Source organism: Binatus sp. (SeqCode), from assembly GCF_049584895.1.
Lineage (GTDB): Bacteria > Desulfobacterota > Binatia > Binatales > Binataceae > Binatus.
In genome coordinates this window covers 1-22,602 of the sequence record NZ_JBAUYR010000147.1, presented here as the reverse complement: position 1 = coordinate 22,602, position 22,602 = coordinate 1, and the positions used below count along the sequence as shown (strand labels likewise).

Annotated in this window: 23 protein-coding genes; 10 read left to right on the top strand and 13 right to left on the bottom strand. The window is 61.2% G+C overall.

What is annotated here, in order from left to right; genetic code table 11:
• Nucleotides 1-22: 22 nt before the first annotated feature.
• Nucleotides 23-1,372 carry a methylenetetrahydrofolate--tRNA-(uracil(54)-C(5))-methyltransferase (FADH(2)-oxidizing) TrmFO gene (gene trmFO / locus WB650_RS24270; protein ID WP_423962362.1) on the bottom strand — a complete coding sequence of 450 codons (1,350 nt, stop codon included), beginning with the start codon at nt 1,370-1,372 and terminating at the stop codon, nt 23-25.
• 124 nt (nt 1,373-1,496) lie between these two features.
• Here trmFO and WB650_RS24265 point away from each other — a divergent pair, with 124 nt between their 5' ends.
• Entirely contained in the window at nt 1,497-1,850 is a 354-nt protein-coding gene (locus WB650_RS24265) for a YciI family protein (RefSeq protein WP_422302883.1), read from the top strand.
• Between the two features lie 95 nt (nt 1,851-1,945).
• Entirely contained in the window at nt 1,946-3,202 is a 1,257-nt protein-coding gene (locus tag WB650_RS24260; protein WP_422302885.1) for an RNA polymerase sigma factor, read from the top strand.
• On the opposite strand, the gene WB650_RS24255 is transcribed toward WB650_RS24260, so the two are convergent.
• From WB650_RS24255 to dprA, 3 genes are all read right to left on the bottom strand, one after another.
• On the bottom strand, nt 3,186-4,109 hold the full coding sequence (locus tag WB650_RS24255; protein ID WP_422302887.1) for a hypothetical protein: 924 nt from the start codon (nt 4,107-4,109) through the stop codon (nt 3,186-3,188). The two genes, WB650_RS24260 and WB650_RS24255, sit on opposite strands and share 17 nt — an antisense overlap.
• Before the next feature lie 32 nt (nt 4,110-4,141).
• On the bottom strand, nt 4,142-6,460 hold the full coding sequence (topA, locus tag WB650_RS24250; RefSeq protein ID WP_422302889.1) for a type I DNA topoisomerase: 2,319 nt from the start codon (nt 6,458-6,460) through the stop codon (nt 4,142-4,144).
• 89 nt (nt 6,461-6,549) lie between these two features.
• Nucleotides 6,550-7,749 carry a DNA-processing protein DprA gene (gene dprA / locus WB650_RS24245; RefSeq protein ID WP_422302890.1) on the bottom strand — a complete coding sequence of 400 codons (1,200 nt, stop codon included), beginning with the start codon at nt 7,747-7,749 and terminating at the stop codon, nt 6,550-6,552.
• A 263-nt stretch (nt 7,750-8,012) separates the two neighbouring features.
• Between dprA and WB650_RS24240 the strand changes: the two genes are divergently transcribed.
• The gene (locus WB650_RS24240) at nt 8,013-8,594 is read left to right on the top strand and encodes a hypothetical protein (protein ID WP_422302892.1); all 582 of its coding nucleotides are present in this window, start codon (nt 8,013-8,015) and stop codon (nt 8,592-8,594) included.
• A 191-nt stretch (nt 8,595-8,785) separates the two neighbouring features.
• Here the strand turns inward: WB650_RS24240 and pyrF are convergent, their stop codons facing one another.
• Entirely contained in the window at nt 8,786-9,706 is a 921-nt protein-coding gene (gene pyrF / locus WB650_RS24235) for an orotidine-5'-phosphate decarboxylase (RefSeq protein ID WP_423962359.1), read from the bottom strand.
• Nucleotides 9,707-9,774: 68 nt separating this feature from the next.
• Between pyrF and WB650_RS24230 the strand changes: the two genes are divergently transcribed.
• Both WB650_RS24230 and WB650_RS24225 read left to right on the top strand, forming a co-directional pair.
• Entirely contained in the window at nt 9,775-10,482 is a 708-nt protein-coding gene (locus tag WB650_RS24230) for a hypothetical protein (RefSeq protein ID WP_423962357.1), read from the top strand.
• Between the two features lie 25 nt (nt 10,483-10,507).
• On the top strand, nt 10,508-10,918 hold the full coding sequence (locus tag WB650_RS24225; protein ID WP_422302898.1) for a GFA family protein: 411 nt from the start codon (nt 10,508-10,510) through the stop codon (nt 10,916-10,918).
• Nucleotides 10,919-10,921: 3 nt separating this feature from the next.
• On the opposite strand, the gene WB650_RS24220 is transcribed toward WB650_RS24225, so the two are convergent.
• Nucleotides 10,922-11,602, bottom strand: a complete 681-nt coding sequence (locus WB650_RS24220) for a DNA-3-methyladenine glycosylase family protein (RefSeq protein ID WP_422302900.1) — start codon at nt 11,600-11,602, stop codon at nt 10,922-10,924.
• 75 nt (nt 11,603-11,677) lie between these two features.
• On the opposite strand from WB650_RS24220, the gene WB650_RS24215 reads away from it, so the two are divergent.
• From WB650_RS24215 to WB650_RS24205, 3 genes are read left to right on the top strand one after another with little or no spacing between them, the layout of a single operon-like run.
• Nucleotides 11,678-12,127 (top strand): FAS1-like dehydratase domain-containing protein, encoded by a 450-nt coding sequence (locus tag WB650_RS24215; RefSeq protein WP_422302902.1) that lies wholly within the window; start codon nt 11,678-11,680, stop codon nt 12,125-12,127.
• Nucleotides 12,124-12,561 (top strand): MaoC family dehydratase, encoded by a 438-nt coding sequence (locus WB650_RS24210; RefSeq protein WP_422302904.1) that lies wholly within the window; start codon nt 12,124-12,126, stop codon nt 12,559-12,561. The genes WB650_RS24215 and WB650_RS24210 overlap by 4 nt, the downstream gene beginning before the upstream one ends.
• On the top strand, nt 12,558-13,592 hold the full coding sequence (locus tag WB650_RS24205) for a lysylphosphatidylglycerol synthase domain-containing protein (RefSeq protein ID WP_423962354.1): 1,035 nt from the start codon (nt 12,558-12,560) through the stop codon (nt 13,590-13,592). Before WB650_RS24210 ends, WB650_RS24205 begins: the two co-directional genes overlap by 4 nt.
• Nucleotides 13,593-13,595: 3 nt before the next feature.
• Here the strand turns inward: WB650_RS24205 and WB650_RS24200 are convergent, their stop codons facing one another.
• The 6 genes from WB650_RS24200 to WB650_RS24175 all read right to left on the bottom strand — a co-directional run bounded on the left by WB650_RS24200 (nt 13,596) and on the right by WB650_RS24175 (nt 19,007).
• Nucleotides 13,596-13,751: a hypothetical protein gene (locus tag WB650_RS24200; RefSeq protein WP_422302908.1), complete on the bottom strand. Its 156-nt coding sequence runs from the start codon at nt 13,749-13,751 to the stop codon at nt 13,596-13,598.
• 269 nt (nt 13,752-14,020) lie between these two features.
• On the bottom strand, nt 14,021-14,332 hold the full coding sequence (locus WB650_RS24195) for a type II toxin-antitoxin system Phd/YefM family antitoxin (RefSeq protein WP_422302910.1): 312 nt from the start codon (nt 14,330-14,332) through the stop codon (nt 14,021-14,023).
• An 82-nt stretch (nt 14,333-14,414) separates the two neighbouring features.
• The gene (gene hemQ, locus WB650_RS24190) at nt 14,415-15,275 is read right to left on the bottom strand and encodes a hydrogen peroxide-dependent heme synthase (protein ID WP_422302911.1); all 861 of its coding nucleotides are present in this window, start codon (nt 15,273-15,275) and stop codon (nt 14,415-14,417) included.
• 17 nt (nt 15,276-15,292) lie between these two features.
• Entirely contained in the window at nt 15,293-16,720 is a 1,428-nt protein-coding gene (locus WB650_RS24185; protein ID WP_422302913.1) for a cobyrinate a,c-diamide synthase, read from the bottom strand.
• 27 nt (nt 16,721-16,747) lie between these two features.
• The gene (locus WB650_RS24180) at nt 16,748-17,518 is read right to left on the bottom strand and encodes a VOC family protein (RefSeq protein ID WP_422302915.1); all 771 of its coding nucleotides are present in this window, start codon (nt 17,516-17,518) and stop codon (nt 16,748-16,750) included.
• A gap of 148 nt (nt 17,519-17,666) precedes the next feature.
• Complete coding sequence (locus WB650_RS24175; RefSeq protein ID WP_422302917.1) at nt 17,667-19,007, bottom strand: cytochrome P450; 1,341 nt, start codon at nt 19,005-19,007, stop codon at nt 17,667-17,669.
• Between the two features lie 141 nt (nt 19,008-19,148).
• Here WB650_RS24175 and WB650_RS24170 point away from each other — a divergent pair, with 141 nt between their 5' ends.
• Together WB650_RS24170 and WB650_RS24165 are read left to right on the top strand one after the other, a co-directional pair.
• Nucleotides 19,149-20,732: a DHA2 family efflux MFS transporter permease subunit gene (locus WB650_RS24170; RefSeq protein WP_423962352.1), complete on the top strand. Its 1,584-nt coding sequence runs from the start codon at nt 19,149-19,151 to the stop codon at nt 20,730-20,732.
• A gap of 848 nt (nt 20,733-21,580) precedes the next feature.
• Nucleotides 21,581-22,279, top strand: coding sequence for a hypothetical protein (locus tag WB650_RS24165; RefSeq protein WP_422302921.1), 699 nt, complete (start codon nt 21,581-21,583; stop codon nt 22,277-22,279).
• A gap of 129 nt (nt 22,280-22,408) precedes the next feature.
• Here WB650_RS24165 and rpsU read toward each other — a convergent pair whose 3' ends face one another.
• Entirely contained in the window at nt 22,409-22,570 is a 162-nt protein-coding gene (gene rpsU, locus WB650_RS24160; protein ID WP_423962444.1) for a 30S ribosomal protein S21, read from the bottom strand.
• Between the last annotated feature and the right edge of the window lie 32 nt (nt 22,571-22,602).

Below are 22,602 nucleotides of genomic sequence, written 5' to 3'. Positions count from 1 at the left end.
CGACGGGACCTCCAGCGATTTTCTATAGCCGAACTTCGCACGGAGCCATAGATGGGGGCGGTTGGATCTGATTGCGATCGATCCATCCATCGATTGCCGCCAGCGCTCGCGCACCCATCCCGATTTTTTTCTCGCGGCCACGCGCGCGGATTTTCAAGTCCGGCATCAGGCCGTAGTTCGCGTTCATCGGCTGAAAATCGCGCCGCGTGGTGTCGGTGATATATGCGATCAGCGAACCGATTGCGGTCTCAGGCGGCGGCACGACCAATTCGCGATTCATGACGAGGCTCGCGGCGTTGATTCCGGCGAGCAATCCCGCGGCCGCAGACTCGACGTAGCCTTCGACCCCCACCATCTGGCCCGCCAGAAACAAATCGTCGCGCGTTTTGAGCTGGAGAGTTGGGCGGAGCAGGCGCGGCGAGTCGACAAAGGTGTTGCGATGGATCGAGCCGAGGCGCACGAACTCCGCTTTCTCAAGTCCGGGAATCATTCGCAGCACGCGGCGCTGTTCGGGATACGTCATCTTGGTCTGGAAGCCAACCATATTGTAAAGACGGGCCTCGGCGTCATCCTGTCTCAGCTGCACGACCGCAAACGGCCGCCTGCCGCTGCGTGGCTCTGAGAGCCCGACCGGACGCATCGGGCCGAACGCGAGCGTCATCGGCCCGCGCCGCGCCATTTCCTCGATCGGCATGCATCCTTCGAAATAAACCGGCTTCTCGAACGGGTGCAGATCGATCTTTTCAGACGCTATTACGGCGTCGACGAACGCCCCGTACTGAATCTCGGTCATCGGGCAGTTGATGTAGTCGTCGCCGCCCTTGCCGTAGCGCGAGGCCATGAACGCCACGCTCATGTCGACCGAATCGGCGGCGACGATCGGCGCGATCGCGTCGTAAAAATATAAATTGCGCGAACCGATAACCCGGTTCAGCGCCTGGCCGAGATCGGGACTGGTGAGAGGACCAGTCGCGAGAATTGTCAGACCGTCGGGTATCTCGTATGCCTCAGTGCGCGAAATCTCGACCATCGGATGATTCTCGAGCGCTGCGGTGATCGCGCGTGAGAAATCGTCGCGATCGACCGCGAGGGCCGAGCCCGCCGGCACTCGCGCGCGATCCGCGGACGCGATCACGAGCGAGCCGAGCCGGCGCATTTCTTCTTTCAGGACGCCGATGGCGGTTTCCATCGAATCGTTGCGCAGCGAATTCGAGCACACGAGTTCGGCAAAGTTTGCGGTGCGATGAGCCTCGGTCATTTTAACCGGACGCATTTCGACCAGCCGCACGCGGATACCCCTGCGCGCGAGCTGGTATGCCGCCTCACTGCCTGCGAGTCCGGCGCCCACGACGGTTACTTTGCTTTCACTCATGGCGTAGATGCGGCGAAAGGTGATCGTGGCGTTTTTCAAGGGTCGTGTAAACCGGGTTGTCGATCTGGCCTGTCGTCGTTCGACTAATAAACGAAGCGCAAATCGGGCAACAAGGAGAGACGCTATGGAATACGTGCTTTTGATCTACATCAGCGAAGCAGACGGAAAGAACATGAGCGCCGCCCAGCAGGGTGAGATTCATCAGGAGTACATGTCCTTCACGCAGGACCTGAGCAAGAGCGGGAAGAACAAGGGCGGCAACGCGCTCGAGCAGAGCACGACGGCCACCACCGTTCGCGTGCGCAACGGCAAGACAGCGGTGACTGACGGGCCGTTTGCGGAGACCAAGGCGCAGCTCGGCGGATATTACCTGGTCGAGGCTAAGGATCTCGATGAGGCGATTTCGATTGCTGCGCGAATTCCCGGCGCGAAGCATGGCTTCGTCGAAGTGCGGCCGGTCCGGAAGCTCGAGATGTAGGTGAGCGTTGAGGGAGGAGTCGCGATGAAGTATGCGGGTTAACTGGTGGCGGCATGCGCGGCGGGCGGCTAGCCTGCCAGCGGACGGACTTGCCGATGGACAATACCGCCGCCGGGATCGAGCAGTTTTATCGCGAGGAGTTCGGCCGAATACTCGCCACGCTCATCCGCGTGCTGAGCGACTTCGACCTCGCGGAGGACGCGGCGCAGGATGCGTTCGCGAGCGCGGTCGAGCAGTGGCCTCGCGACGGACTGCCGGACAATCCGCGCGCGTGGATCGTCGGCGTCGCGCGGCACAAGGCGATCGATCGCATCCGCAGACAGGCTCGCTTCAACGATCGCCGCGAGGAATTGATCCGCATGGCTGAGAGCGGCGACGACTGCGGCGAGGAGAGCGACACGGCAAGCGCGTTGCCGGACGAGCGTCTGCGGCTGATTTTTACCTGTTGCCATCCGGCGCTGGCCGATGACGCGCGCGTCGCGCTGTCGCTGCGCACGCTGTGCGGGCTCACGACCGAGGAAATCGCGCGCGCGTTCCTGACGGCGCCGGCGACGATGGCGCAGAGGCTGGTCCGGGCCAAGCGGAAGATTCGCGCGGCGCGGATTCCCTACGAGGTGCCGTCGACCGAGTTGCTCGCCGAGCGGCTCGACGCTGTGATGGCCGTTATCTACCTGGTCTTCAACGAAGGCTATGCGGCGAGTTCCGGTGAGCGACTGCTGCGAACCGATCTTTGCGCGGAGGCGATTCGGCTCGCGCGAATCCTGGTCGCACTGATGCCCGCCGAGCCGGAGCCGCGCGGATTGCTAGCGATGATGCTGTTGCATGACGCGCGGCGCGACGCGCGAATCGACGATCGCGGCGAACTCGTCCTGCTCGAGGAGCAGAATCGCGCGCGGTGGGATCGCGTGCAGATCGCTGAGGGTCTCGCTCATTCCGAAGCCGCGATTGCTGCCGACGCGCACAGCCCGTATGCAATTCAGTCGGCGATTGCGGCGGTTCACTCGCGCGCCAAAAGCGGCGACGCGACCGACTGGCGCGCGATCGCAAATCTTTATGCCCGCCTCGGCGCAATACGACCTTCGCCCGTGATCGAGTTGAATCGAGCGGTCGCGATCGCGATGGCCGACGGTCCCGCGGCCGGTCTCGAATTGATCGACGCGATCGAAGCCACCGGCGATCTTCGCGACTACTACCTGATGTGGTCGGCGCGCGCGGATTTGCTGCGGCGTCTCGGAAGATGGAGCGAAGCGGCAGAGTCGTATCGCGCGGCGCTGTCGCGAGTGGGCAGCGCTCCCGAGCGCCGATTTCTACGGCGTCGGTTAGAAGAGATGTCGGCTAAGATGAAGCCTTAGCGGTGTTCATCGCCTCGACGGTGGGCCAATACTTGCTCTTTGCAAGCTGTGCGCGAAAGTCGCGCGCGAAGGCGTCCTTGCCTTGCAGGTTGGGCGGCCACGCGTCGTCGAGGAACTTCCACGCATCGTCGGCGTGCCCGCTGTAAATCAGATCGAGCATCGTACCCCATAACTGCGGCGCAACCTTAGCGTGTGGCCACATACCGCCCTTGGCGCTGGGCGCGTAACTCTTAACCTCGGCGGCGCGCGCTGCAAGGTCGCTGGCGCTGAGAACAGGAGCGCGCATCAGGTCGGGCGCCACCCGGTACGCATTGTCGCTGAAGCGCAGAATGACTTTCGGCGCGGGCGAATCGGCGAAGTCAGTGTTCCAGTTGGCAAATGTCCAGTCGTGAATCTCAATCGCCAGCCCGGTGCCCTTCGAGTCCTTGTCCGGATGCACGAAGTGCGGGCCCGAGTCGCCGAACTCCGCATCGATCGTCCCGAGTTTTTTGAAGGTCGGTCCGATTTCGAAGATGTGAAACAGCAGGCAGCAGTTCGCAGAGCCGGTGTACTCCGAGATCACCAGGTCGGGCTGACCAGCGCCGGTGATGTCCATCCCCATCTTGACCATCGCCGCATCGGGATCGTCTTTGTACATCGTGCCGATGAAAAATTTCTCGCCCTTGGTCCTGGCCTTCTGCACATAGACGCGTTTGCCGTCCTTCAGAATCTCGAAGTAGGAGTCGCTGCCATCTTTCGCCTTAGCATCGAAGTAAACTCGCGCGACGTACGGCGCTACCGTCTCTTCCTGGTGCGGCGTCACTTCGACCGGGGTATCGCTGAGAGCCTCAACCGGCAGTCCTGCGATCAACGCGAGGATCAGAACTGAAACCGCGGCGCGAGCGATGCGATCGAGGGTTCTAGGCAAATCCGACACGTCGAAACGGCGAAGCGAAAAGGCTACGCGGGCGGCGTCGAGGCGGGCGCCGGCTCGACTTGCGCGACGACCGGCGCGGGAGCTTTGTAGCCGCATTCCTTGTTGGCGCACTGCCAGGTGATACCGGTGCGCTTCAAGTCTTTCTCGACCATGTAGTTCGCGCCGCACGACGGGCACGGCTGCGGCACGACTTTGTTCCATGCCGCGAACTTGCACTTGGGATAGCGGCCGCATCCGTAGAAAATCTTGCCGCGGCGGCTGCGACGCTCGAGGATTTCGCCCTCTTTGCATTCCGGGCAAGCGACTCCGGTCTTGACCGGGTCGGATTGCAGGCGCTTGATTCCGTCGCAGTCGGGGTAGCCCGAGCATCCCAGGAATTCGCCGAAACGCGATCGTCGCTTGACCATCGGCTTGCCGCATTTCTCGCAGACTTCATCGGTGGGCGCGGGCGCCGACGGCTTCAGCGTGATGTTGCCCTGGTCGTCGCGCGCGATCTCGCCGGTGTTGGTGCATTTGGGGTAGTTGGAGCAGGCGAGGAATTCGCCGTTGCGCCCCCATTTGATCACCATGTCTCCGCCATCGAGTTCGCACTTCAAGTCGGTGGCCAGGCCCTTGTGCTTGACCTCGGGCATCTTCTTCTTCGCGTCGGCCAGATCCTTCGCGAACGGCCCGTAGAACCGCTTCATCGTCTTGACCCAGTTCTCGGTGCCCTCTTCAACCTTGTCGAGGTCCTCTTCGAACTGCGCGGTGAAACTGGATTCCAAAATGTCGGGGAACGCCTTTACCAGCATGTCGTTAACGACGCGCCCGAGCGACGTCGGCCGCATCCGCTTGCTCTCGTCCTCTTCGACGTACTCGACTCGCAGGATGCTCGTCATAATTGCGGCGTAGGTCGACGGCCGCCCTATTCCCTGCTCCTCGAGCACCTTTATCAGCGTGGCCTGCGTGTAACGCGGCGGCGGCTGCGTGAAATGTTGTTCGGGATCGAGTCCCAACAGTGTCAGCACCTCGCCTTCGTTGAGCAGCGGCAGTGTGCCCTCTTCATCTTCACCCGGTTCGTCCTGCCCTTCGATATACACGCGCATGAAGCCGTCGAATTTCATCACCTGGCCGGTGGCGCGGAAAATCGCGTCGGCCGATTCGATATCGACGGTCGTGCGGTCATACACCGCGGGCATCATCTGGCTCGAGACGAAGCGATTGTAGATCAGCGTGTAGAGCGCGAGCATGTCCTTGTCGAGGAAACGCGCGATCGACTCGGGATCGCGCTCGACAGCCGTCGGGCGAATCGCCTCGTGGGCGCCCTGCGACTGTTTGCTGGACTTGTACTGGTTCGGCTGCTCTGGGACGTACTCTTTGCCGTAGCGCGAGCCGATATGGTTGCGGACGGACTCGAGCGCCTGGTCCGACACGCGCGGCGAGTCGGTACGCATATAAGTGATAAGGCCAACCGCGCCCTCCTCGCCCAGCTCGACGCCTTCGTACAGCTTCTGTGCAATCTGCATTGTGCGCCGCGGCTGATAGTACAGTTTGCGCGACGCCTCCTGCTGAAGCCGCGACGTGATAAACGGGGGCGCAGGGCTGCGGCGGACTTCCTTGCGCTCGACGCTCTTTACAGTGAAAGGGGCCTTTTCGACCGCCGCGATGATCTCGCGTGCCTGCGCCTCGGGCAGCTTATAGGCCTTGTTGTCGATGCGGTTGTCTTTGTAGCTGTAGAGCCGCGCCTTGAACGGCGGCGGATTCTTTCCAGTGAGGCGCGCGTCGAGGGTCCAGTATTCTTCGGCGCGGAACGCCTCGCGCTCACGCTCGCGGTCGACGATTATCCTGAGCGCAACCGACTGCACCCGCCCGGCGCTGATTCCGCGTTTGACCTTTTCCCACAGCAGCGGGCTCAGCTTGTAGCCCACCAGCCGGTCCAACACCCGGCGTGCCTGGTAGGCGTCGAACAGGTGCCGGTCGAGCTTCGACGGATTCGCAACCGCCTCTTTCACCGCCGCGGACGTAATTTCATGCAACAGCACGCGGCTGACCTTGGATTTCGTCTTGCCGAGATGCTCAGAGATATGCCACGCGATAGCCTCGCCCTCGCGGTCGGGGTCGCTGGCGAGGTAGACGTTATCCTTGCCCTTCGCGGCGCTCTTGATCTCGCTGAGGACCTTCTCTTTGCCCTTGATTGTTACGAAATCCGGAGCGAAATTGTGCTCGATATCGACTCCCAGCTTGCTTTTGGGCAGGTCCACGACGTGGCCGACCGAGGGCATGACCTGGTAGTCGCTACCGAGGTAGCGCTTGATAGTTTTCGCCTTTGCGGGCGATTCGACTATTACGAGATTTTTTGCCACCGATTTAGGCGCCTCCAAAGCTCCCGTACCCCGCGCAGGTTTCGCGCCAGCCAAAATCCCCGACGCCTCAGGGCTTCACCCTGCCAGACTTATGCAAGCGAGAAAAGCTTGCCGGGATGCTGGGTGACGCGACCTTCGAGTTCCAATTCCAAAAGTAACCTAAGCACGGTTTGAGCATTGAGCCCGGAGGACTCGATTATCGAGTCAACGTGGAGTTTGTCAGACTCTTTTAGATTGTTTAAAATTGTCGTAGTGCTGTCAACTGGTCCTTCGAGAGAGTTAGCATCTTCGGGACTTTGAGTCACCCAGACTACTTCAGGTCTCGCACTTGTATTAGACGTTGGCGGCGTCGGAACCTTTTCACTCGGAGCGACGGGTATCCTTTCAGCCATGCGCGGACGACCGCCGCCAATCATCTGGGGCGCGAGCTCCTCGATCACGTCCTCGACGCATTCGACCAGCTTCGCACCCTCCTTTAGAAGGCGATTGCTGCCGCGAGTCTTGCCGCTGAGCGGACTGCCGGGCACGGCGAACACCTGGCGATCCTGCTCGAGCGCCATTCGCGCCGTGATCAGAGAGCCGCTTTTTTCAGCAGCCTCGACAATTACGACACCGAGGCAGAGTCCCGACAGGATGCGATTGCGCGTCGGAAAGTTCTCGGCGAGCGGCTGCATTCCAATCGGGAGCTCGCTAATCAGCCCGCCACCACCGGCGATTATCGCCTCGGCCAGGTTGCGATGCTCGGGGGGATAGATCACGTCGACGCCGCATCCCAGCACCGCGAGCGTCTTGCCATGCGCGTCGAGCGCGCCCTGATGCGCATCGCCGTCGATACCGCGTGCGAGCCCGCTGACGACGGTGAAGCCCTTGGCCGCGAGCTCAAGCCCGAGCCTCTGCGCCATCCGCCGGCCGATGTCGCTGGCCGCGCGCGCGCCAACGATAGCGATACAGTTGCCGTCAGTCAGTTGCGCGGGACCTCGAACGAACAGGAACGGAGGCGGGTCGGCAATCTGGCGCAAATTCGAGGGATAGTCGGCGTCAGTCCATTTGACCAGCCGCGCGCCGATATTCGGCAGCTCGCACAGTTCCTTCTCGAGCGGCTCGAAGTCGCGAAACTCGACGATACTGCGCGCGGTGTTGCGCGGCACGCCGGCCGCCGCGATCTCGTCAGAATTGAGCTGAAATATTTTTTCCGGCGTGCCGAACTTTTCGATCAGCAGCTTGCAGGTGCGCGGACCAACCCCGCGCGCGCGTCTTAACGCAAGCCAGTAAACGTCTGGTGAAGGCATATAGACAATAAGTTGTTCTCAACGGCGGGGATTCGCAAGCACGCCCCGGATTTTCTTCCCCACTCTGGACGCTTCCAGGGCGAGGGGAAGAGCGCAACCGTCTGGTCAAAGAAGCGTACTGTCAGGATGCTCGCTCGGGCGAGGCGGCGCGCCTATTTTGTTGACCATGCAAAACGAATCGCATAAGTTATGCGCAACCGTCCTATCTGATACTATTAGACATTGGCCGTGTTGTGCGGGCGGCTGACGGGAGGATTTGGCTATTGAGCGCATCACTTGGAACTATGAATTTCACTGGAATGTCCGCGGCGGACAAGCAGATTCTTATCTTCAGCTTTTACCGCGACGCCGAGTTGCGCGGTGCGCGTTTGCTCTTCAATCTTCTCTCCCACATGAAAGACGGCGAGTCGCAGCTCAAGATGACGGCTCACCTGGCCGATGAAACCCGACACGCCTATCTCTGGACCAAGCGAATCTCGGACCTCGGCGGCGCCCCCATCCTTATCGACGACGGCTACCAGCGCCGGCTCGGGCTGCGAACCGGCGTGCCCAAGACAATCATCGATCTGCTCGCGTTGACGGTCGTGGTCGAAGAGCGCGCGCAGAGCCGCTATAACGCGCATATGGCGCTGCCCAACGTCGACGCGGAAACGATGGAAGTCCTGAAGTCAGTCACCAAGGACGAATCGTGGCATCTATCGTGGATCGAAAAAGAGATGCACGAGATCGCCAAGGAGCAGGGTCACGAGGAGCAGGCGGCAAAATCGCTCGATCGCTATCGCAAGATCGATCGCGAAGTCTACGCCACCATCGCCGCCGACGAAGCCGAGCTGATGCGCGCATAGCCCGCGCGCGCCGGCTGATTCGATCACTGTGCGTTCATTGCGAGCCGCGTGCGGCGGCAAGACGCATGGACTTGCAGCACAAAATTCTTTGCCGCGAATTTGAACAACCCCGCCAAATAGTGGGTGCAGGGGTCACCCCTGCCGAAGGAAGCGTGAAACCCACCGCGGGTTTCACATTCGATTAAGTTCCGCTACGCGGTACGCGCCAATGCTTCGGTGCTGCGCGTCGCGAGCGCCGCGTTGATCTCGACGCGCATCGCTTCTGCGTACTCCGCGGCGGCCTCGATCGGCTGGGCGCCTTCTTTCTTCCGATACGCGTACATCAGGCTTCGGCTCGCATTCACGATGAATCCCGTTCCGTCCGCGCGCGCCGACGCCACCGCGTCAGTGGCGGTGCCGCCTTGCACGCCATATCCCGGCACGAGAATCGTCGCCGCCGGCATCAACTCGCGCGCGCGCCGCGCCTGCACCGGATAAGTCGCGCCGACCACCGCACCGACCGAGCTGAGCCCGCTCGCGCCGATAAAATCGCCGCCCCATCCGTTGACGCGCGCCGCCACCGACTCCCATATCGGGCGACTGGGCGCATTGAGATCCTGAAATTCGCCCGACGAAGGATTCGATGTCTTCACCAGCACGAACACGCCGCGCCCGTTTTTGACCTTCGCGATAAACGGCATCAGCGCATCGCTGCCCTGGTACGGATTGACCGTGACCGAGTCGCAGTTGAAATCCCCGTCGCCGAGAAAGGCCTCCGCGTACGCGGCCGAGGTCGTACCAATATCACCGCGCTTCGCATCTGCGATTGTGATCAAGCCAAGGCGTCGCGCAAGCTTGATGACCTCGCAAAACGCGCGCATCCCTTCAAGACCGCGCGCTTCGTAAAACGCAAGCTGCGGCTTTATGGCGATCGCAGAGCGCGCGCAAGCCTCGACGATTTCACAGCAGAAGCGCGCGAGCGTGTAACCGGGCGGGATTCCCGGAGCCCCGGGAGCGTCGAGCTGAGGATCGATGCCGAGCACCACGACGCTGTCTTTTGCGCGCGACGCTTGAGCAAGGCGATCGGCAAAGTTCATCGCGAGAATTATTGCATACGGCGGCGCGGAGATCATATCGGGCGTTGCGTTTTCGCATCCGTCGCGGGCATCCTTTGGGATAACGACGGGAACGAAAGAACTGCATGAACAACCTGACTATCGTCACCAAGCTCCGTTTCGTTGCCGCGCTCGCGCCGGCAATTCTGCTAATCGCGGCGGTTGTAATTGCCGGCGGGTTCCACGCATTCGGCACCTTGCCGCGTGAAATCAATGACAACGAATATGCGGCGGAGCGCGCCGCCGAGGGGATGGAAACCGCGCTCTACAAGATGGATTGGGGACGCACGCAGCCTGACGCCTCGCAAATCGTGATGGACCAGCAGCGCGGTTTCATTTCCGAGATCGAAGTCGCGCGGCAGCATATCGGTAGCCGCGAACAAGCCGAACTAATCGAAAAAATCGCCAACGACGCCCGTCCGTTGTTCGACGCGATGCGCACCGCGTCGCCAAGCGACGACAGCCTCGAGCCGAAGCTCCGCGATCTGCAAGGCAGCGTCGCCGATCTGATGAGTGTCGACGACGCCGCCGTGATAGCGGTCGCCAACAGCGCCGAATCGCAAGCCCGCACGATGATCGCAATTACAGTGATTGCGCTGGTGGCAGTCCCGTGGATCTGCTTCGCACTGATCGCCAGCCTGTCCGGCAATCTCTACAAAGAACTAAAAGAAATGCGCCGCCGCGTCGACGATCTCGCCGAGCACGCGCCCACTCCATCTGACGACATCCGCACCCTCGACCAATCCCTCGCAAAACTAGGCTTCCCAAAACCAAACCCAATGCTGGCCGAATAAAAAGAGCTGCATAGAGGAGAGCAGTATGTCCACGCCGATTTTTGGTGGATGCGCCTGCGGTGCGATTCGGTACAGCTATGAGGGGGAGCCAGCGCTGGCCCTGAATTGTCACTGTCGGGATTGTCAGCGTGAAACCGGGAGCGCCTTCGCCTCGATTCTAATTGTTCCCAGCGCACGCTTCAGACTAGTCAAGGGGACGCCGAAGCACTTCGCACTCACCGCCGACAGCGGGCGCACAACCACGCGAGCCTTCTGCGGCGATTGCGGATCGCCCCTGTTCGGCTTCGGCCCCGACTTCGCCAATATCCGAGTCGGCAGCCTGGACGACCCAAGTACGTTTCGTCCCACGCAGGACATCTACGTTTCGAGCGCCCAGCCGTGGGATTACATGAACCCCGAGTTGCAAAAATCTTCGAAGCTGCCGGGCAACCGATGAGTCCTACTTCTTCTTCCTCTTCGCGACGTTCTTCGTCGGCGCCTTCGCGCTGCCGTCGGGCAGAACGATGTCGAGGCTGCGCCATAGGTACCATGCCGCCGCGGTTCTGTAGGGACGCCATCGCTCGGCGTGTTTTAGCAGGCGTTTGCGATTGGGGCGTTGGCGCATCCGGTAGTGGCGTCTGATTGCATTCTGGACGCCCAGGTCGTCGGCGGGCATCACGTCGGGCCGCCCCAGGTTGAACATCAGGAACATCTCGGCGGTCCATCGGCCGATTCCCTTGACCATGACGAGATGCTCGATGATCTCTTCGTCGGACATGCGGTGGAACAGGTGGAAGTTGAGCTTGCCGTCCCTGATGTGCGCGGCGAGGTCTTTTATATAGAGTGCTTTCTTTCCCGAAAGGCCTACGGCGCGTAATTCGGCGTCGGTCTTGGCCAGCACTTGTTCGGGCGTCGGAAATTCGGCATCGGGGAACAGCCCGACGAAACGGCCGTAGATCGCATTGGCGGCCGCGCCCGCGAGCTGCTGAAAAATGATCGCCCGCGCCAGTGCCTGGAAACGCTCGCGCCGCGGCTGGATTCCAAGTGGACCGACTTCGGCAATAATCCGCGCGAGGATCGGATCAGCCTTGCTGAGATGAATCCGCGCTTTACGTGCGTAATCTGCTTTGTTGGTAGCCACTTTCCTGAAAAACCATTTTCTTGAAAGACGGTTCGCCGAATCTTGCACGCCTGCTAATGTCGTTCAATCGGTACCATGAGTGACGACGCGAGACTCCCGATGTGTCCCGAGAACCTCCACGAGGGAATGCGCCTCGGGCCGATTAACTACGTCGTCACCCCGGAGCGCGCGCGATCATTTTCTGATGCGGTCAAGGCTACGAATCCCGACTTCATCCCGACTGCGCAAAATCCCAACGCGATCGTGCCGCCGACGATGCGCCTGCAGGATTACGCTCTTCTTATCGCCACGCATCTGAAAGGCGGCAAGGGCGGCGTCCACGCCAAGCATTGGTGCGAGTTCCATGAGCCGATGCGCGTCGGGCAGGCAGTCAAGGTCGAAGGAACGATCACCGCGACGTACCGCAAGCGAGGCAAGTTTTATTTCACGCTGGAATATGAATCGCGCGACGCCGCGACGAATCAACTGCTGATACGGCAGGCGATCACGTCGGTCCTGCTGAACGACAAAGGCGAAATGCAATGAGCGCGGCGGCAGGCGAGATTCGAATCGGCGCGGAGCTGGTCTCTGCTCCCTACCTCCTCGACGCGGCTGCGGCCAAGGCCTATCACGATGGCATCGAAGGGCCACCGCGGCGCCGCCCGCCACGCGGTATCCACGACGACAAGGACGCAGCGCGCAAGGCAGGGTTCACGGCACCGATCGCCGGCGGCGAGCAGACGATCGCGGTAATCGCGCAATTCCTCGCCGACAACTTCGGCATGCGCTTCGTTCGCGGCGGACGCATCGAAGTATCGCTCACCAAACCGGTGCTCTTTGGCGACACGTTGCTCTCGCACGCGAAAATTATTTCCGTCGATCTGAATGCGAATCGCGCAGAGCTGCAGATTCACGTCGACAATCAGCGCGGCCAACAGGTGCCGACCGGTACCGCCGCAGTCAGGATCAACGACGCATGAGCGCCGGCCCGATTCCCGACACGACCGCGATCCAGCGCGACGACGTCCCCGCGGCACGCGCGACACCGCTCTGGCGCAAGGCGCTCCCGTATCTCGGGACCGTCGCGATTTTTGCTTTGATCTTCTGGCGCATCCCGATTCGCAAAGTCGAGCAGGCGCTGTCGCAGGTGCCGATACTCGATTTCCTGGCGGTCTTCATGCCCTACTCGCTCTTCTACTGCGCGATCGATTCCGCCTGCCTCACCTGGGTCGTGCGACGCTTCAACGCGCGGATGCGCTACCGCGACATCCTGCCGATTCGCGCGAGCATGTACGTGCTGGCGCTAATCAACACCAGCCTCGCGCAGGGCGGCGTCGCGTATTATCTGCATCGCAAAGCCGGTATCACCTTTCTGAGCGCGCTCAGCTCGGTGCTCTTCATCGCGATGCTCGAAATTTACCAGCTCTTTCTGTTCTCGACGCTCGGCGTGATCTTCTACACACCGGTAGGCGCCGCGCAGATAAGGATCGTCGCGATTCTGCGCATCGCGTACATCGCGGCCTGGGCTCTGCTTGCGGGAGTCATGATTTTTTTCGCGATTGCCCGTCGCAGCGCCCGGATTCGCGACTGGGTCGAGACTGGACGCGCAGGAGCACTGCTCGCGACGTTCGTCGAGGCGCGCCCACTCGACTACCTGATGGTGCTGGCGATCAAGGCGCCGACGTTTCTCGCCTCGGTCGTCGCGCAATATTACGCGCTGGCGCTGTACGGAATCGCGATCCCGTTTGTGAAGCTGATGCTGTTTCTGCCACTGGTGTTCCTCGCCGCCGCGCTGCCAATCTCGGTGGCTCATCTCGGCACCAGCCAGGCCGCGTGGCTGCTGTTCTTCTCGACCAACGCGACGCCCGCAAAAATCGTCGCCTACAGCCTCGCGGCGCAGCTAACGTTCATGCTGTGCAACGCGCTGATCGGGCTGGTGTTCCTGCCGCGCGCGAGTCGCGAGCTGACAGCCTTGCGCGCAGAGGACGCGAGCACTCCGACAACCGCTTAGGATCTACCGCACCGTGAGGACAGGAAACCCTTCGCGCCGTGCCGCTTCTGCGAGTCTGTTATCGAGCGTGACGAGTTCGAGAGATTGCGGGTCGCCGTCGGCGGCAACAATGGCGGCGCCGAGCTGAAGGGCGTCTGCCGCGCGCAGTGGATAGTCCATGACGATGCGCTCAGCGTGAAGGCGAGTGGCGGCGGCGTCGGAAATTTAACTCCATCTCGAAGCGACTTCGTGCACTTCCCGAACCGCTCGGTTCCATCGAGCTAGCAGTTCCGGCCATTCACGTTTCCTTCTTGCGATGCCTGAGATTGCTTCGACTCGTGTCATCATCCAGGTCGTGATGCCAGGATCGGCGGCTCGCCAGCCCTGAACTTCCGCGGTCGACGCCTCTTCAATGAATAAAGGGACCAGCGCCGAGGCGTCCCAGTATCTCACCGGCCGTTCTCTCGCTCCTCCAACAGTGCCTGCAGAACGCTAGCGCCTTCAGGGATCTTGATGGGCTTATGAGTCTTGAACCATGCAACCAAATCGCCGGTGCCGCGCCTGATAGCGCCCTTTCGTTCAAGCCGCGCCGGGCGTTCCTCATCACGGTCCTGTTTGCTGACAGCTTTGCCCTTTGTGAGAGGAACGATCTCGGCGATTGAGGTGTCGCGGTCGTACACGATTACGGAACCGCCCGCACGGACGTGATCGAGATAGCGGGAAAGGCCGTTTCGAAGCTCCGCGATTTTGGCTTTCTTCATAGTGAAGGGATCATAGCCAAGTTGGCGCTGTCGGGCTACGCAGTTGATGCGGTCAGCGCCAGTGCGTGAGTTCTCGCTCAGGTCAGAAGAGTTTGCCGAGCGCGCCCGGCTCGAGCCGGATGCCGACATAGAAGGGACCGAACTTCGCGTACGACGCGCTGGCCTCGTCAAAGCGCATCTCGTAGACGAGTTTCTTGAACACGATCGGATCGTCGGCAAACAGGTCGACCCCCCATTCCCAATCGTCGAAACCGATCGAGCCCGAAATGATCTGCGTCACCTCACCCGCGAAACGCCGCCCGACCATCCCATGATTGTGCATCAACCGCTGGCGATCCTCGATCGGCAATCGGTACCAGTTGTCGGCGCCGTCGCGTTTCTTGTCCATCGGATAGAAACACAGGAATGGGCGCGTGGGAATTTTCGGAAACAGGCGCGGCGATATCTTCTCGCGCTGGCGGGCAAGCTCGGACTCGATTTCCGATTTCCATTGCGGCGAATGCGGTCCGACGCCGCTCTCGACGAGTTTGCGATAGAGCGCCACCGTCGCTTCGTAAAGCCCGATCTCGATCACCGACAGATACGACGTAGTCGGCTCCAGGTAGTCGCTGAGCGCGAGCCCCGCGACCGCCTGTTCAGCATCGCGGAGTTCCTCGAAGCTGCGCCGAAAATGAACGATCATCAGATCGCCCTTGTGTCCCAATGCTGAAAAAAGCGCGCTCTCACCGTCCTCGCGCCGCGCCATCTCGGCGAACATCTTCGACGCGTCGTTGATTGCCGCGTCGAGTTTCGCGGCTTCGATGGCGCGCAATTCGCGCCGCCGCACGCGGAACATCTGATGCAGAATGCTGTAGCCCTCGAGCGTCAGCGGCGCGGCGGGAAAATCGCCGGGAATCTTCGTGCGGTCTTTATTTCGATTTTGCTCTGCGCGGTCGCTGCTCATGACGGCAATTCTAGACGCTATCCAGCCGGTTGTCTTGATACGCGCGAATGAATGCACGCATCGACTAGCGCCTCCGCGACGGCGGGATTCGAGGCCCAATGCGCGTGAACGTACGACGCGAGAACATTTGCGACACGGTAGCCTTCGGCGAACGGAGCGCCACCCCATCGCGGCGCAACCTTGTAGATGCGATCGATGTAGACGCGATCGATCCGATCGGCGCCATCAACAGCTTCGAGCGTCGAATGGCGAAACTGATGCCCTCGAAATCGCGTCTGGGTAGGACCGAGAATCGAATCCGCTAGCGTCTCGACCTCGACGTAGCCAATCGCCTGCAGTCTCTCCGACATCACCGCGACGCCGGGGATGATCGCAGCCATCGGCCATCGCGCGCCGTCAAGCGTTTTGATTGCGTCCGTCAGGTACATCAGTCCGCCGCATTCGGCATAAATCAGGCCGCCGCTAGCCGCGAAGCGCCGAATGGCCGCGAGCATCGCAGTGTTCGAAGACAGTTCGCGCGCGAACGCCTCGGGATATCCGCCGCCAAAGTAGAGTCCATCGACTTCGGGCAGTTCGCGATCGCGGATCGGCGAGAAATTTAGAATCTCCGCGCCGAGCAAACGCAGCCGATTCAAATTATCTTCATAGTAAAAGTGAAACGCCTCGTCGTACGCAACGCCGATTCGGCATCGCGGCCGCGCACTCGGATCGATCTTGCTCAGCACAGACGCGCGACCAACTTCAAGCGCGGGCGCCGATCGCGCAATCTCGACAATCGCGTCGAGATCGAGCCACTCGGCCGCAAGCCGGCTCCATCCGTCGATCAGCCGCTGCGGCACATTCGATTCGTCCGCCATCAGCAGGCCGAGATGACGCTCCGGAAAAGCGAGATCGGCATTTGCGGGAAATCCACCGACTATAGGAACTTCGGGCTGGGCGGCGCGCAACAAATCCAGATGCCCGCGCCCACCAACGCGATTGCAAATCATCCCGGCCACGCGCACCGCCGGATCGAAACGCGCGAAACCCGCTGCCACCGCGGCAATCGTGCGCGCGACGCCGGACGCGTCAGTAACAAGGATCACCGGCGCGTCGAGCCATTTCGCAAGCTGGGCGGTCGAGCCTTCATCACTGGTCGGCGTCGCCGAATCGAACAGCCCCATCATCCCTTCGATCACCGCGATGTCAGCGTCGGCGGACGCGCGCGCAAAAGTCGCGACTACCGCGTCACGATCCATCATCCAGCCGTCAAGGTTATGCGAGCGAACGCCGGCCGCGCGTTCGTGATAGGTGGGGTCGAGATAATCAGGCCCGCACTTGAAGGCCGCGACTTTTAGCCCGCGCGCGCGCATCGCACCGATCAGCGCAACCGTGGCAGTGGTCTTGCCAGCGCCACTGCCAGTCGCTGCTATGACGATGCGAGGAATGTTGCCCGAGAGGTCCATCGCGTTCGCGATCCTACTACAACACAATCACGCGAACCTGATGCGCGCGCCTTGCAGGAGTGAGGCGTCAAGCGTCGTCGCACCAGCGCCCGGATTCGCGAGGACGAGCTCGAACGGCGATTGACCATGATCGCGAATCCATTGCGCCAGTGGGCCATTCTCGCTTTTCGACGCAAGCAACTGCACCTCGTTCGGACCAATCGTGAACACAACGCCCGCCGCTTCGAGGTCTGGACGCTGCACAGGCGCACCGGGACGCCCGAGCACGCGCGCATAGCAGCGGCTGGTCGTGCCGGGATCGTCCACCGCGATCGCCAGCGTGCGAATCCCACCGGCGCCGTTGCGATGCGACCGCGCACGCGGGACCCGCTCATCGCGCGGCGTGTCGTCCTTGATCAGAAACGGCAACTGGCCGCTGAATGGAGTTTCGGGAGTCGCGAGCAACCAACTGAGGTGATAGCCGTCGGGACGATCGCGGGTCAGCGAAAAAGGATCGCCAATCTTCGCGCCCCCGCGGCGCATCGACTCGACGTCCGCCGCAAGATCGTCGGTGCTCAGGCAAAAATCGACGATGCCGCTGCCCTTCGCGAGCGCCCGCTGCCAGCGATGCCCCGTGTCCGGTTTCGTAAACGCGATCAGTTCGAGATAGCTGCCGTCGGCGAACGCGATCAGCGCGTTGTGAGTTCCGATCGGATGCTTCCCGCCTCGAACGACCGTGAATCCCACGCGCGAATAACTCGCAATCGCCGATTCGAGTTCGTTAACCACGATCGCGACATGGTCGATACCGGTGAACATGCATGTCCGAATACTAGAAACTCGCGCGAGCCGGAAGCAGCAGGCGCCGCTGCCGCAGATGCTCGGGGGCGTCGAGGAACACTTGATTGTAGTGGAACCCTCCGTGGGCTTCACGCTTCCTTGGTCAGGGGTGACCCTGCACCCAGTGTTAAGAACGATTTGTCGCAATTACAGGGAGGCCATCACTCGGTGCGAATGCGATGCCGCGGCGGGTGGCGCTCGCTTTGTAGCCGGGGGCTGGCTTCAGATTCACGCGCGCCAGGATTTCTGCGATCACGATTTTCATCTGATACGTCGCGAAGGCTGCGCCCAGGCATCGGCGGGCGCCGCCGCCGAAGGGGAAGAAGCTGTAGGGGCTTTGGCGCGCTTCGAGGAATCTGTCGGGGTTGAATTGCTCGGGGTTTGGCCATAGCTCGGGGCGTCGATGCACCAGGTAGATGCATGGCGCGATTGTCACGCCCGCCGGCAGGTCGCGGCCCGCGATTTTCAACGGCCTGGTCAGGGTGCGGCCGAAGTTTGGGATGACGGGGTCCAGGCGCATCGTCTCGTTGATCACCGCCTCGACGTACTTCAATTTCCCAACGTTAGACGAATCGAGTTGTTGGTCTCTTAATACTGAAGAAACTTCGGCGCGCGCGCGTTCCATCACGTCGGGATTTGTGATCAGCCGGTTGATTACCCATGCCATCGAGGCGGCGGTGGTTTCGTGTCCCGCTAGCATCAGCGTGTACATCTCGTCGCAGATTACTTCGTCGGGGAGCGGTTGTTCGTTTTCGTTGCGCGCAGCTAGCAGCATCGAGAGAACGTCCGCGCGTCCCTCGACGCCCTCCTTTCGCCGCCGCGCGAATTCATTGAACAGTATTGCGTCGACCTGACGCGTCAGCCTGACCGCACGTCCCCATGGACTCCACGCGCCGGCGTCGATACGCATCGCGGGCAAGCTGAAGAGTGTGCCGAGGCGGCTGGAAAAGATCTCGAATAGTGCTTTCAGCGATGCGCGCAACTCGGTGCCGGTGCTGTCATCTTCGAATCCGAAAACCGTACGGATGATCGTCTCGAAGGTGATCGCGCGCATCTGCGGATGAATCGGGAACTGCTGCCCTAAAGGCCACGACGCGATCGCATTGTCAGCCGCCGTGCGCATCGCATCGGCGTGCGATGCGACCTGCTCGCCATGAAACGCCGGCAGCAGCAGGCGCCGCTGCCGCAGATGCTCGGGGGCGTCGAGGAACAGCGACGACCGCTCACCCATGAACGCGCCCAGCGGTCGGTTGGCCTCGCCCGCATGCAGCGCGTCGGGATCGCCGAGGAAGACCTCACGCACCGCATCGGGAGCGCTCGTGAAGACGAACGGCAAGACTCCCGGCACCCGCACCGTGAACCAATCGCCGTAGCGCTGTGCGCATTCGTCGAGAAATCGAAAGGGATTCCGCACGAAGCCGAACGTCGCGATCAGGTTCGGGCCTGGCGGCAGGACGGAGAGAGGCATGAGAACTTGATTGTAGTGAAACCCACGGCGGGTTTCACATTCAATAACGTTTCCTTCGATTCTCCTGCAATGACCGCATCGACGTTCTCAGTCTTTTGCATCCTCGACGCTCGCTTTGTACCGTAGGCGAGGATTTCCGCGATGGCTGTCGCGCCCAAACCGCTTACCCAACCGACGCACGAGGTGCATGAGTTCTCCTCGAAGCGTAAGTGGATCATCGCGTTCTCCGTGATGCTGGGCACCGTGCTCGAGGTCCTCGACTCCTCGATCGTCAACGTCTCGCTGCCGCATATGCAGGGCAGTTTTTCCGCGAGCGTCGACGAGATTGCGTGGGTCGTCACGTCGTACCTGGTCGCCGCGGGAATCATGATCCCGATGACCGGGTGGATCGCCGAGCGCTTTGGGCGCAAGCGCTACTTCGTCGCGTCGATCGCGATGTTTATCGTGTCGTCGGCGCTGTGCGGCGTGGCGCAATCGCTCAACCAGATAGTGTTTTTCCGGCTGATGCAGGGTGCGGCGGGCGCGGCGATGATGCCTTTGTCACAGGCCATCCTGATGGAGACCTTTCCGCCGCGCGAGCAGGCGATGGCGATGGCGGTGTGGGGAATCGGGATGATGGTCGCGCCGATCATGGGCCCGACCATCGGCGGCTATATCACCGACGCGTGGAGCTGGCGCTGGAATTTCTACATCAACGTGCCGATCGGGACGTTGGCGGCGTTCATGGTCTACCGCTTCGTCGACGACCCGTCGTACATGCGCAACCTGCGGCGCGGACGCGTCGACCTGCTTGGGATCGCATGCCTGTTCGTGACGCTCGGCCTTGGCGAGATCGTGCTCGATCGCGGCGAGCGCGCCGATTGGTTCACCAGCCCGTGGGTGGTCTACTGCACCGCCGCGGCGCTCGTCTCGCTCGCGATCCTGGTTTATCACGAGCTGCATACCGAGGATCCGGTCGTCGATCTCTCGATTCTCGAGAACATGAACTTCACGCTGCCGGTAGCGCTGGTAATTTTCCTGACCTTTACGCTCTACGGCACCGCGATTCTGAATCCGATCTTCCTGCAGGAGACTCTCGGCTACACCGCGTCGAAGGCTGGACTCGTGATGGCGCCGCGCGGCTTCGGCACGATGTTCTCGATGGTCATCCTCGGCACCTACGCGCGCCGCGGCGGTGACATCCGTCCGCTGGTCGGTATCGGCTTTATCTTCGTTGGCCTCGCGATGTGGGAGATGTCGGGGCTGAATCTCGCCTCCGACGTGCGCCGAATCGTATGGCCCACTGTTCTCCAGGGCGTCGGCACCGGCCTGGTGTTCCCGGGCTTGTCGGCGGCGGCGCTGAGCTCGATGGAGAAATTCAAGATGGGGCGCGCGGCGAGTCTCTACTCAGTCACCCGCAACCTCGGCGCCGCGATCGGCACGTCGTACCTGACGACGCTCCTGATCCATCGCCAGCAGGTCAATCAGAGCTACCTCGTCGAGCACATCACGGTCTTCACGCTCCCGCATATGCAGATGCCGGGCGGCCTGAACATGGGCGACGAGTTCGCGATGGGCCACAAACATGGGATGGCGATGCTCTACGGAATGGTGCAGCGGCAGGCGATGATGCTGTCGTTCAACGACATCTACCGAATCCTGTGCGTGCTGATGCTGATACTGGTGCCGACCTTCCTGTTCCTCAAGCGCGACACGCGCAACCTGCCGGCTGAAGCGGCCCACTGAAAAAATTCTCGAGACTGGAAATTTTCTGACTGGACCGTGAATCGTGTTGTGGTCATCGCGCTGACAGCAAAGGATTTGTTCTCTTAATTCTCACGCACTGGTCGATCATGATGCGGCGCATTTGTGCTGGTCGAGGTTGGAGACGACGATCAAAATGTCGCATGCGCGACAAACCCTAGCCCGGCTTGAGTCCCTGATAATTTTATCCCAGCCGCATCCTGTTGAGTCTCGTCGGACCGCCGATAGAGTTCCATTAGCGCATCTCATTCTGACGCTGCCGACGCGATGGGAATGCCCACGAAAAGCTGCATTTGAGCAACCGGTTGTCAAGTTTGAACATCGGATCATTATCGCTCGAACGATATTGCCCGACCACGGTACGCGCGCTAGTTAAGATGCCGTCTTAGGATCTTGATGGCCTGAAAACGTCGCGCGGACCGCAACGGCCAAGTCGGGGATTTGACCACCAGTCGACGCGCGCATTATCCATCGAGCCGCTGCTTGGATTGAGTTGTGGGTGCGGGCAGGCGGGCGGGCATCGCAAAGATGCCGAGCTGGGCTGATGGTCCGATGAAAAGAGCCGGTGCGCATGGCGCAGTCTTGTTTTGGCGCTTTTCGATCTTGCAGCCCTGAAATCGGCGCCGCCGCGCGCCGCGGCCGTCAGTATTGGCGCGGCGCCATGGCAATCCGACCTGTTTTGAACCACGCCCGAATCGATTTCTCTCGCCTCAGTCGCATTAACAGTTCAAAATTTAAGTTGGATGACCAACGGCCCTTGACGGTGTCCGGCGGTAAGGTCGCGTGCACGGCACGCCGACCGGAACACGAAGCCCTTGGAGGTTGAGACTGTGCGAAACGGACCCTTGGTTCATCGACGCGCCAACGCAACCCGATTTGCTTATGGCGCGCCGTCGCCGTTGGAGCGTTTGCAATCACTTTCAGTATTCAACAGCCCTCGGACGTTCTCGCGTTGCGGGCGCAGCATCCCAATCGAGCCAGCGCCGTTCGAGACTCAGCGCTTGCAGCTCGGCAGCCGATTGCCGATCAACTTGCGCCATTTCCTGACCGAGCAATTGGGTGCCTCGATGCGTATCGAGGACGACTCGATCGTCGCGCTCGAACCGCGCTCGAATGAAAACCTGATGCGCGAGCTGGCGCGCGCCATTCGGCGCTTTTCCGCCGAACGCGCACGCGAAGCATGGTGTGAATGCGCGATGGGCCTCGATCGGCTCGAGCGCGAGTTCTTCGCCGCGCCCAGCGACGACCGTGGGCCGGTAGTGCTGTGCCTGCGATGTGCTTGCGTGGGCGCTGGTCCTCTCGATCAGCATAGCGGCCCTCGATGTATCTCCGTGCACCTGGGTGCTGAGGTCCGCGCGCAACAGCTCGAGGGCAAATGCGTCGACGGAACCCTGACGCCCGACGCGTTGCATCGCGCAGTCGAAAATTTCCGCCTGCATCGTACCGAGGCCGGTCAGCCTCACTATGATCTGGACTGCTACGTAGCCGGCGGGCAGGTAATCTTCACCTGGCGCCCCCTGCCGTCGTAGGAGCGTCGCGCGACAGGAAGGAAATTTCCCTCGATCATCGGCTGACCAGCGGATTCACTGAAAAAACTGAAAAAAGAAAAGGTGCTGGATTTCTCCAGCACCTGATTGGAATCAAAAAATTTTCGGTACTTACATCGCGGACGCGCGACGGCGGCGCTGTTCCTTACGACGACGGCGCTGGGCTTCCGAACGTTTGCGCTTGCGGCGGACGCTGGGCTTCTCGTAAAAAGCCCGCTTCTTCATCTCTTTGAAAACGCCCTCCTTGGCCAGCTTGCGTTTGAGCACTCGCATCGCTTGATCAAGAGAGCCTTCGACCCGAATTT

Coding starts and splice junctions, on each gene's coding strand:
- WB650_RS24175 (WP_422302917.1), bottom strand. CDS start 19,007: ATGCCTCTCTCCGTCCTGCCGCCAGGCCCGAACCTGATCGCGACGTTC.
- WB650_RS24170 (WP_423962352.1), top strand. CDS start 19,149: ATGGCTGTCGCGCCCAAACCGCTTACCCAACCGACGCACGAGGTGCAT.
- WB650_RS24195 (WP_422302910.1), bottom strand. CDS start 14,332: ATGAAGAAAGCCAAAATCGCGGAGCTTCGAAACGGCCTTTCCCGCTAT.
- WB650_RS24180 (WP_422302915.1), bottom strand. CDS start 17,518: ATGTTCACCGGTATCGACCATGTCGCGATCGTGGTTAACGAACTCGAA.
- dprA (WP_422302890.1), bottom strand. CDS start 7,749: ATGCCTTCACCAGACGTTTACTGGCTTGCGTTAAGACGCGCGCGCGGG.
- WB650_RS24230 (WP_423962357.1), top strand. CDS start 9,775: ATGAACAACCTGACTATCGTCACCAAGCTCCGTTTCGTTGCCGCGCTC.
- WB650_RS24260 (WP_422302885.1), top strand. CDS start 1,946: ATGGACAATACCGCCGCCGGGATCGAGCAGTTTTATCGCGAGGAGTTC.
- WB650_RS24205 (WP_423962354.1), top strand. CDS start 12,558: ATGAGCGCCGGCCCGATTCCCGACACGACCGCGATCCAGCGCGACGAC.
- WB650_RS24210 (WP_422302904.1), top strand. CDS start 12,124: ATGAGCGCGGCGGCAGGCGAGATTCGAATCGGCGCGGAGCTGGTCTCT.
- WB650_RS24215 (WP_422302902.1), top strand. CDS start 11,678: ATGAGTGACGACGCGAGACTCCCGATGTGTCCCGAGAACCTCCACGAG.
- trmFO (WP_423962362.1), bottom strand. CDS start 1,372: ATGAGTGAAAGCAAAGTAACCGTCGTGGGCGCCGGACTCGCAGGCAGT.
- WB650_RS24200 (WP_422302908.1), bottom strand. CDS start 13,751: ATGGACTATCCACTGCGCGCGGCAGACGCCCTTCAGCTCGGCGCCGCC.
- hemQ (WP_422302911.1), bottom strand. CDS start 15,275: ATGAGCAGCGACCGCGCAGAGCAAAATCGAAATAAAGACCGCACGAAG.
- WB650_RS24225 (WP_422302898.1), top strand. CDS start 10,508: ATGTCCACGCCGATTTTTGGTGGATGCGCCTGCGGTGCGATTCGGTAC.
- rpsU (WP_423962444.1), bottom strand. CDS start 22,570: ATGCGAGTGCTCAAACGCAAGCTGGCCAAGGAGGGCGTTTTCAAAGAG.
- WB650_RS24265 (WP_422302883.1), top strand. CDS start 1,497: ATGGAATACGTGCTTTTGATCTACATCAGCGAAGCAGACGGAAAGAAC.
- WB650_RS24185 (WP_422302913.1), bottom strand. CDS start 16,720: ATGGACCTCTCGGGCAACATTCCTCGCATCGTCATAGCAGCGACTGGC.
- pyrF (WP_423962359.1), bottom strand. CDS start 9,706: ATGATCTCCGCGCCGCCGTATGCAATAATTCTCGCGATGAACTTTGCC.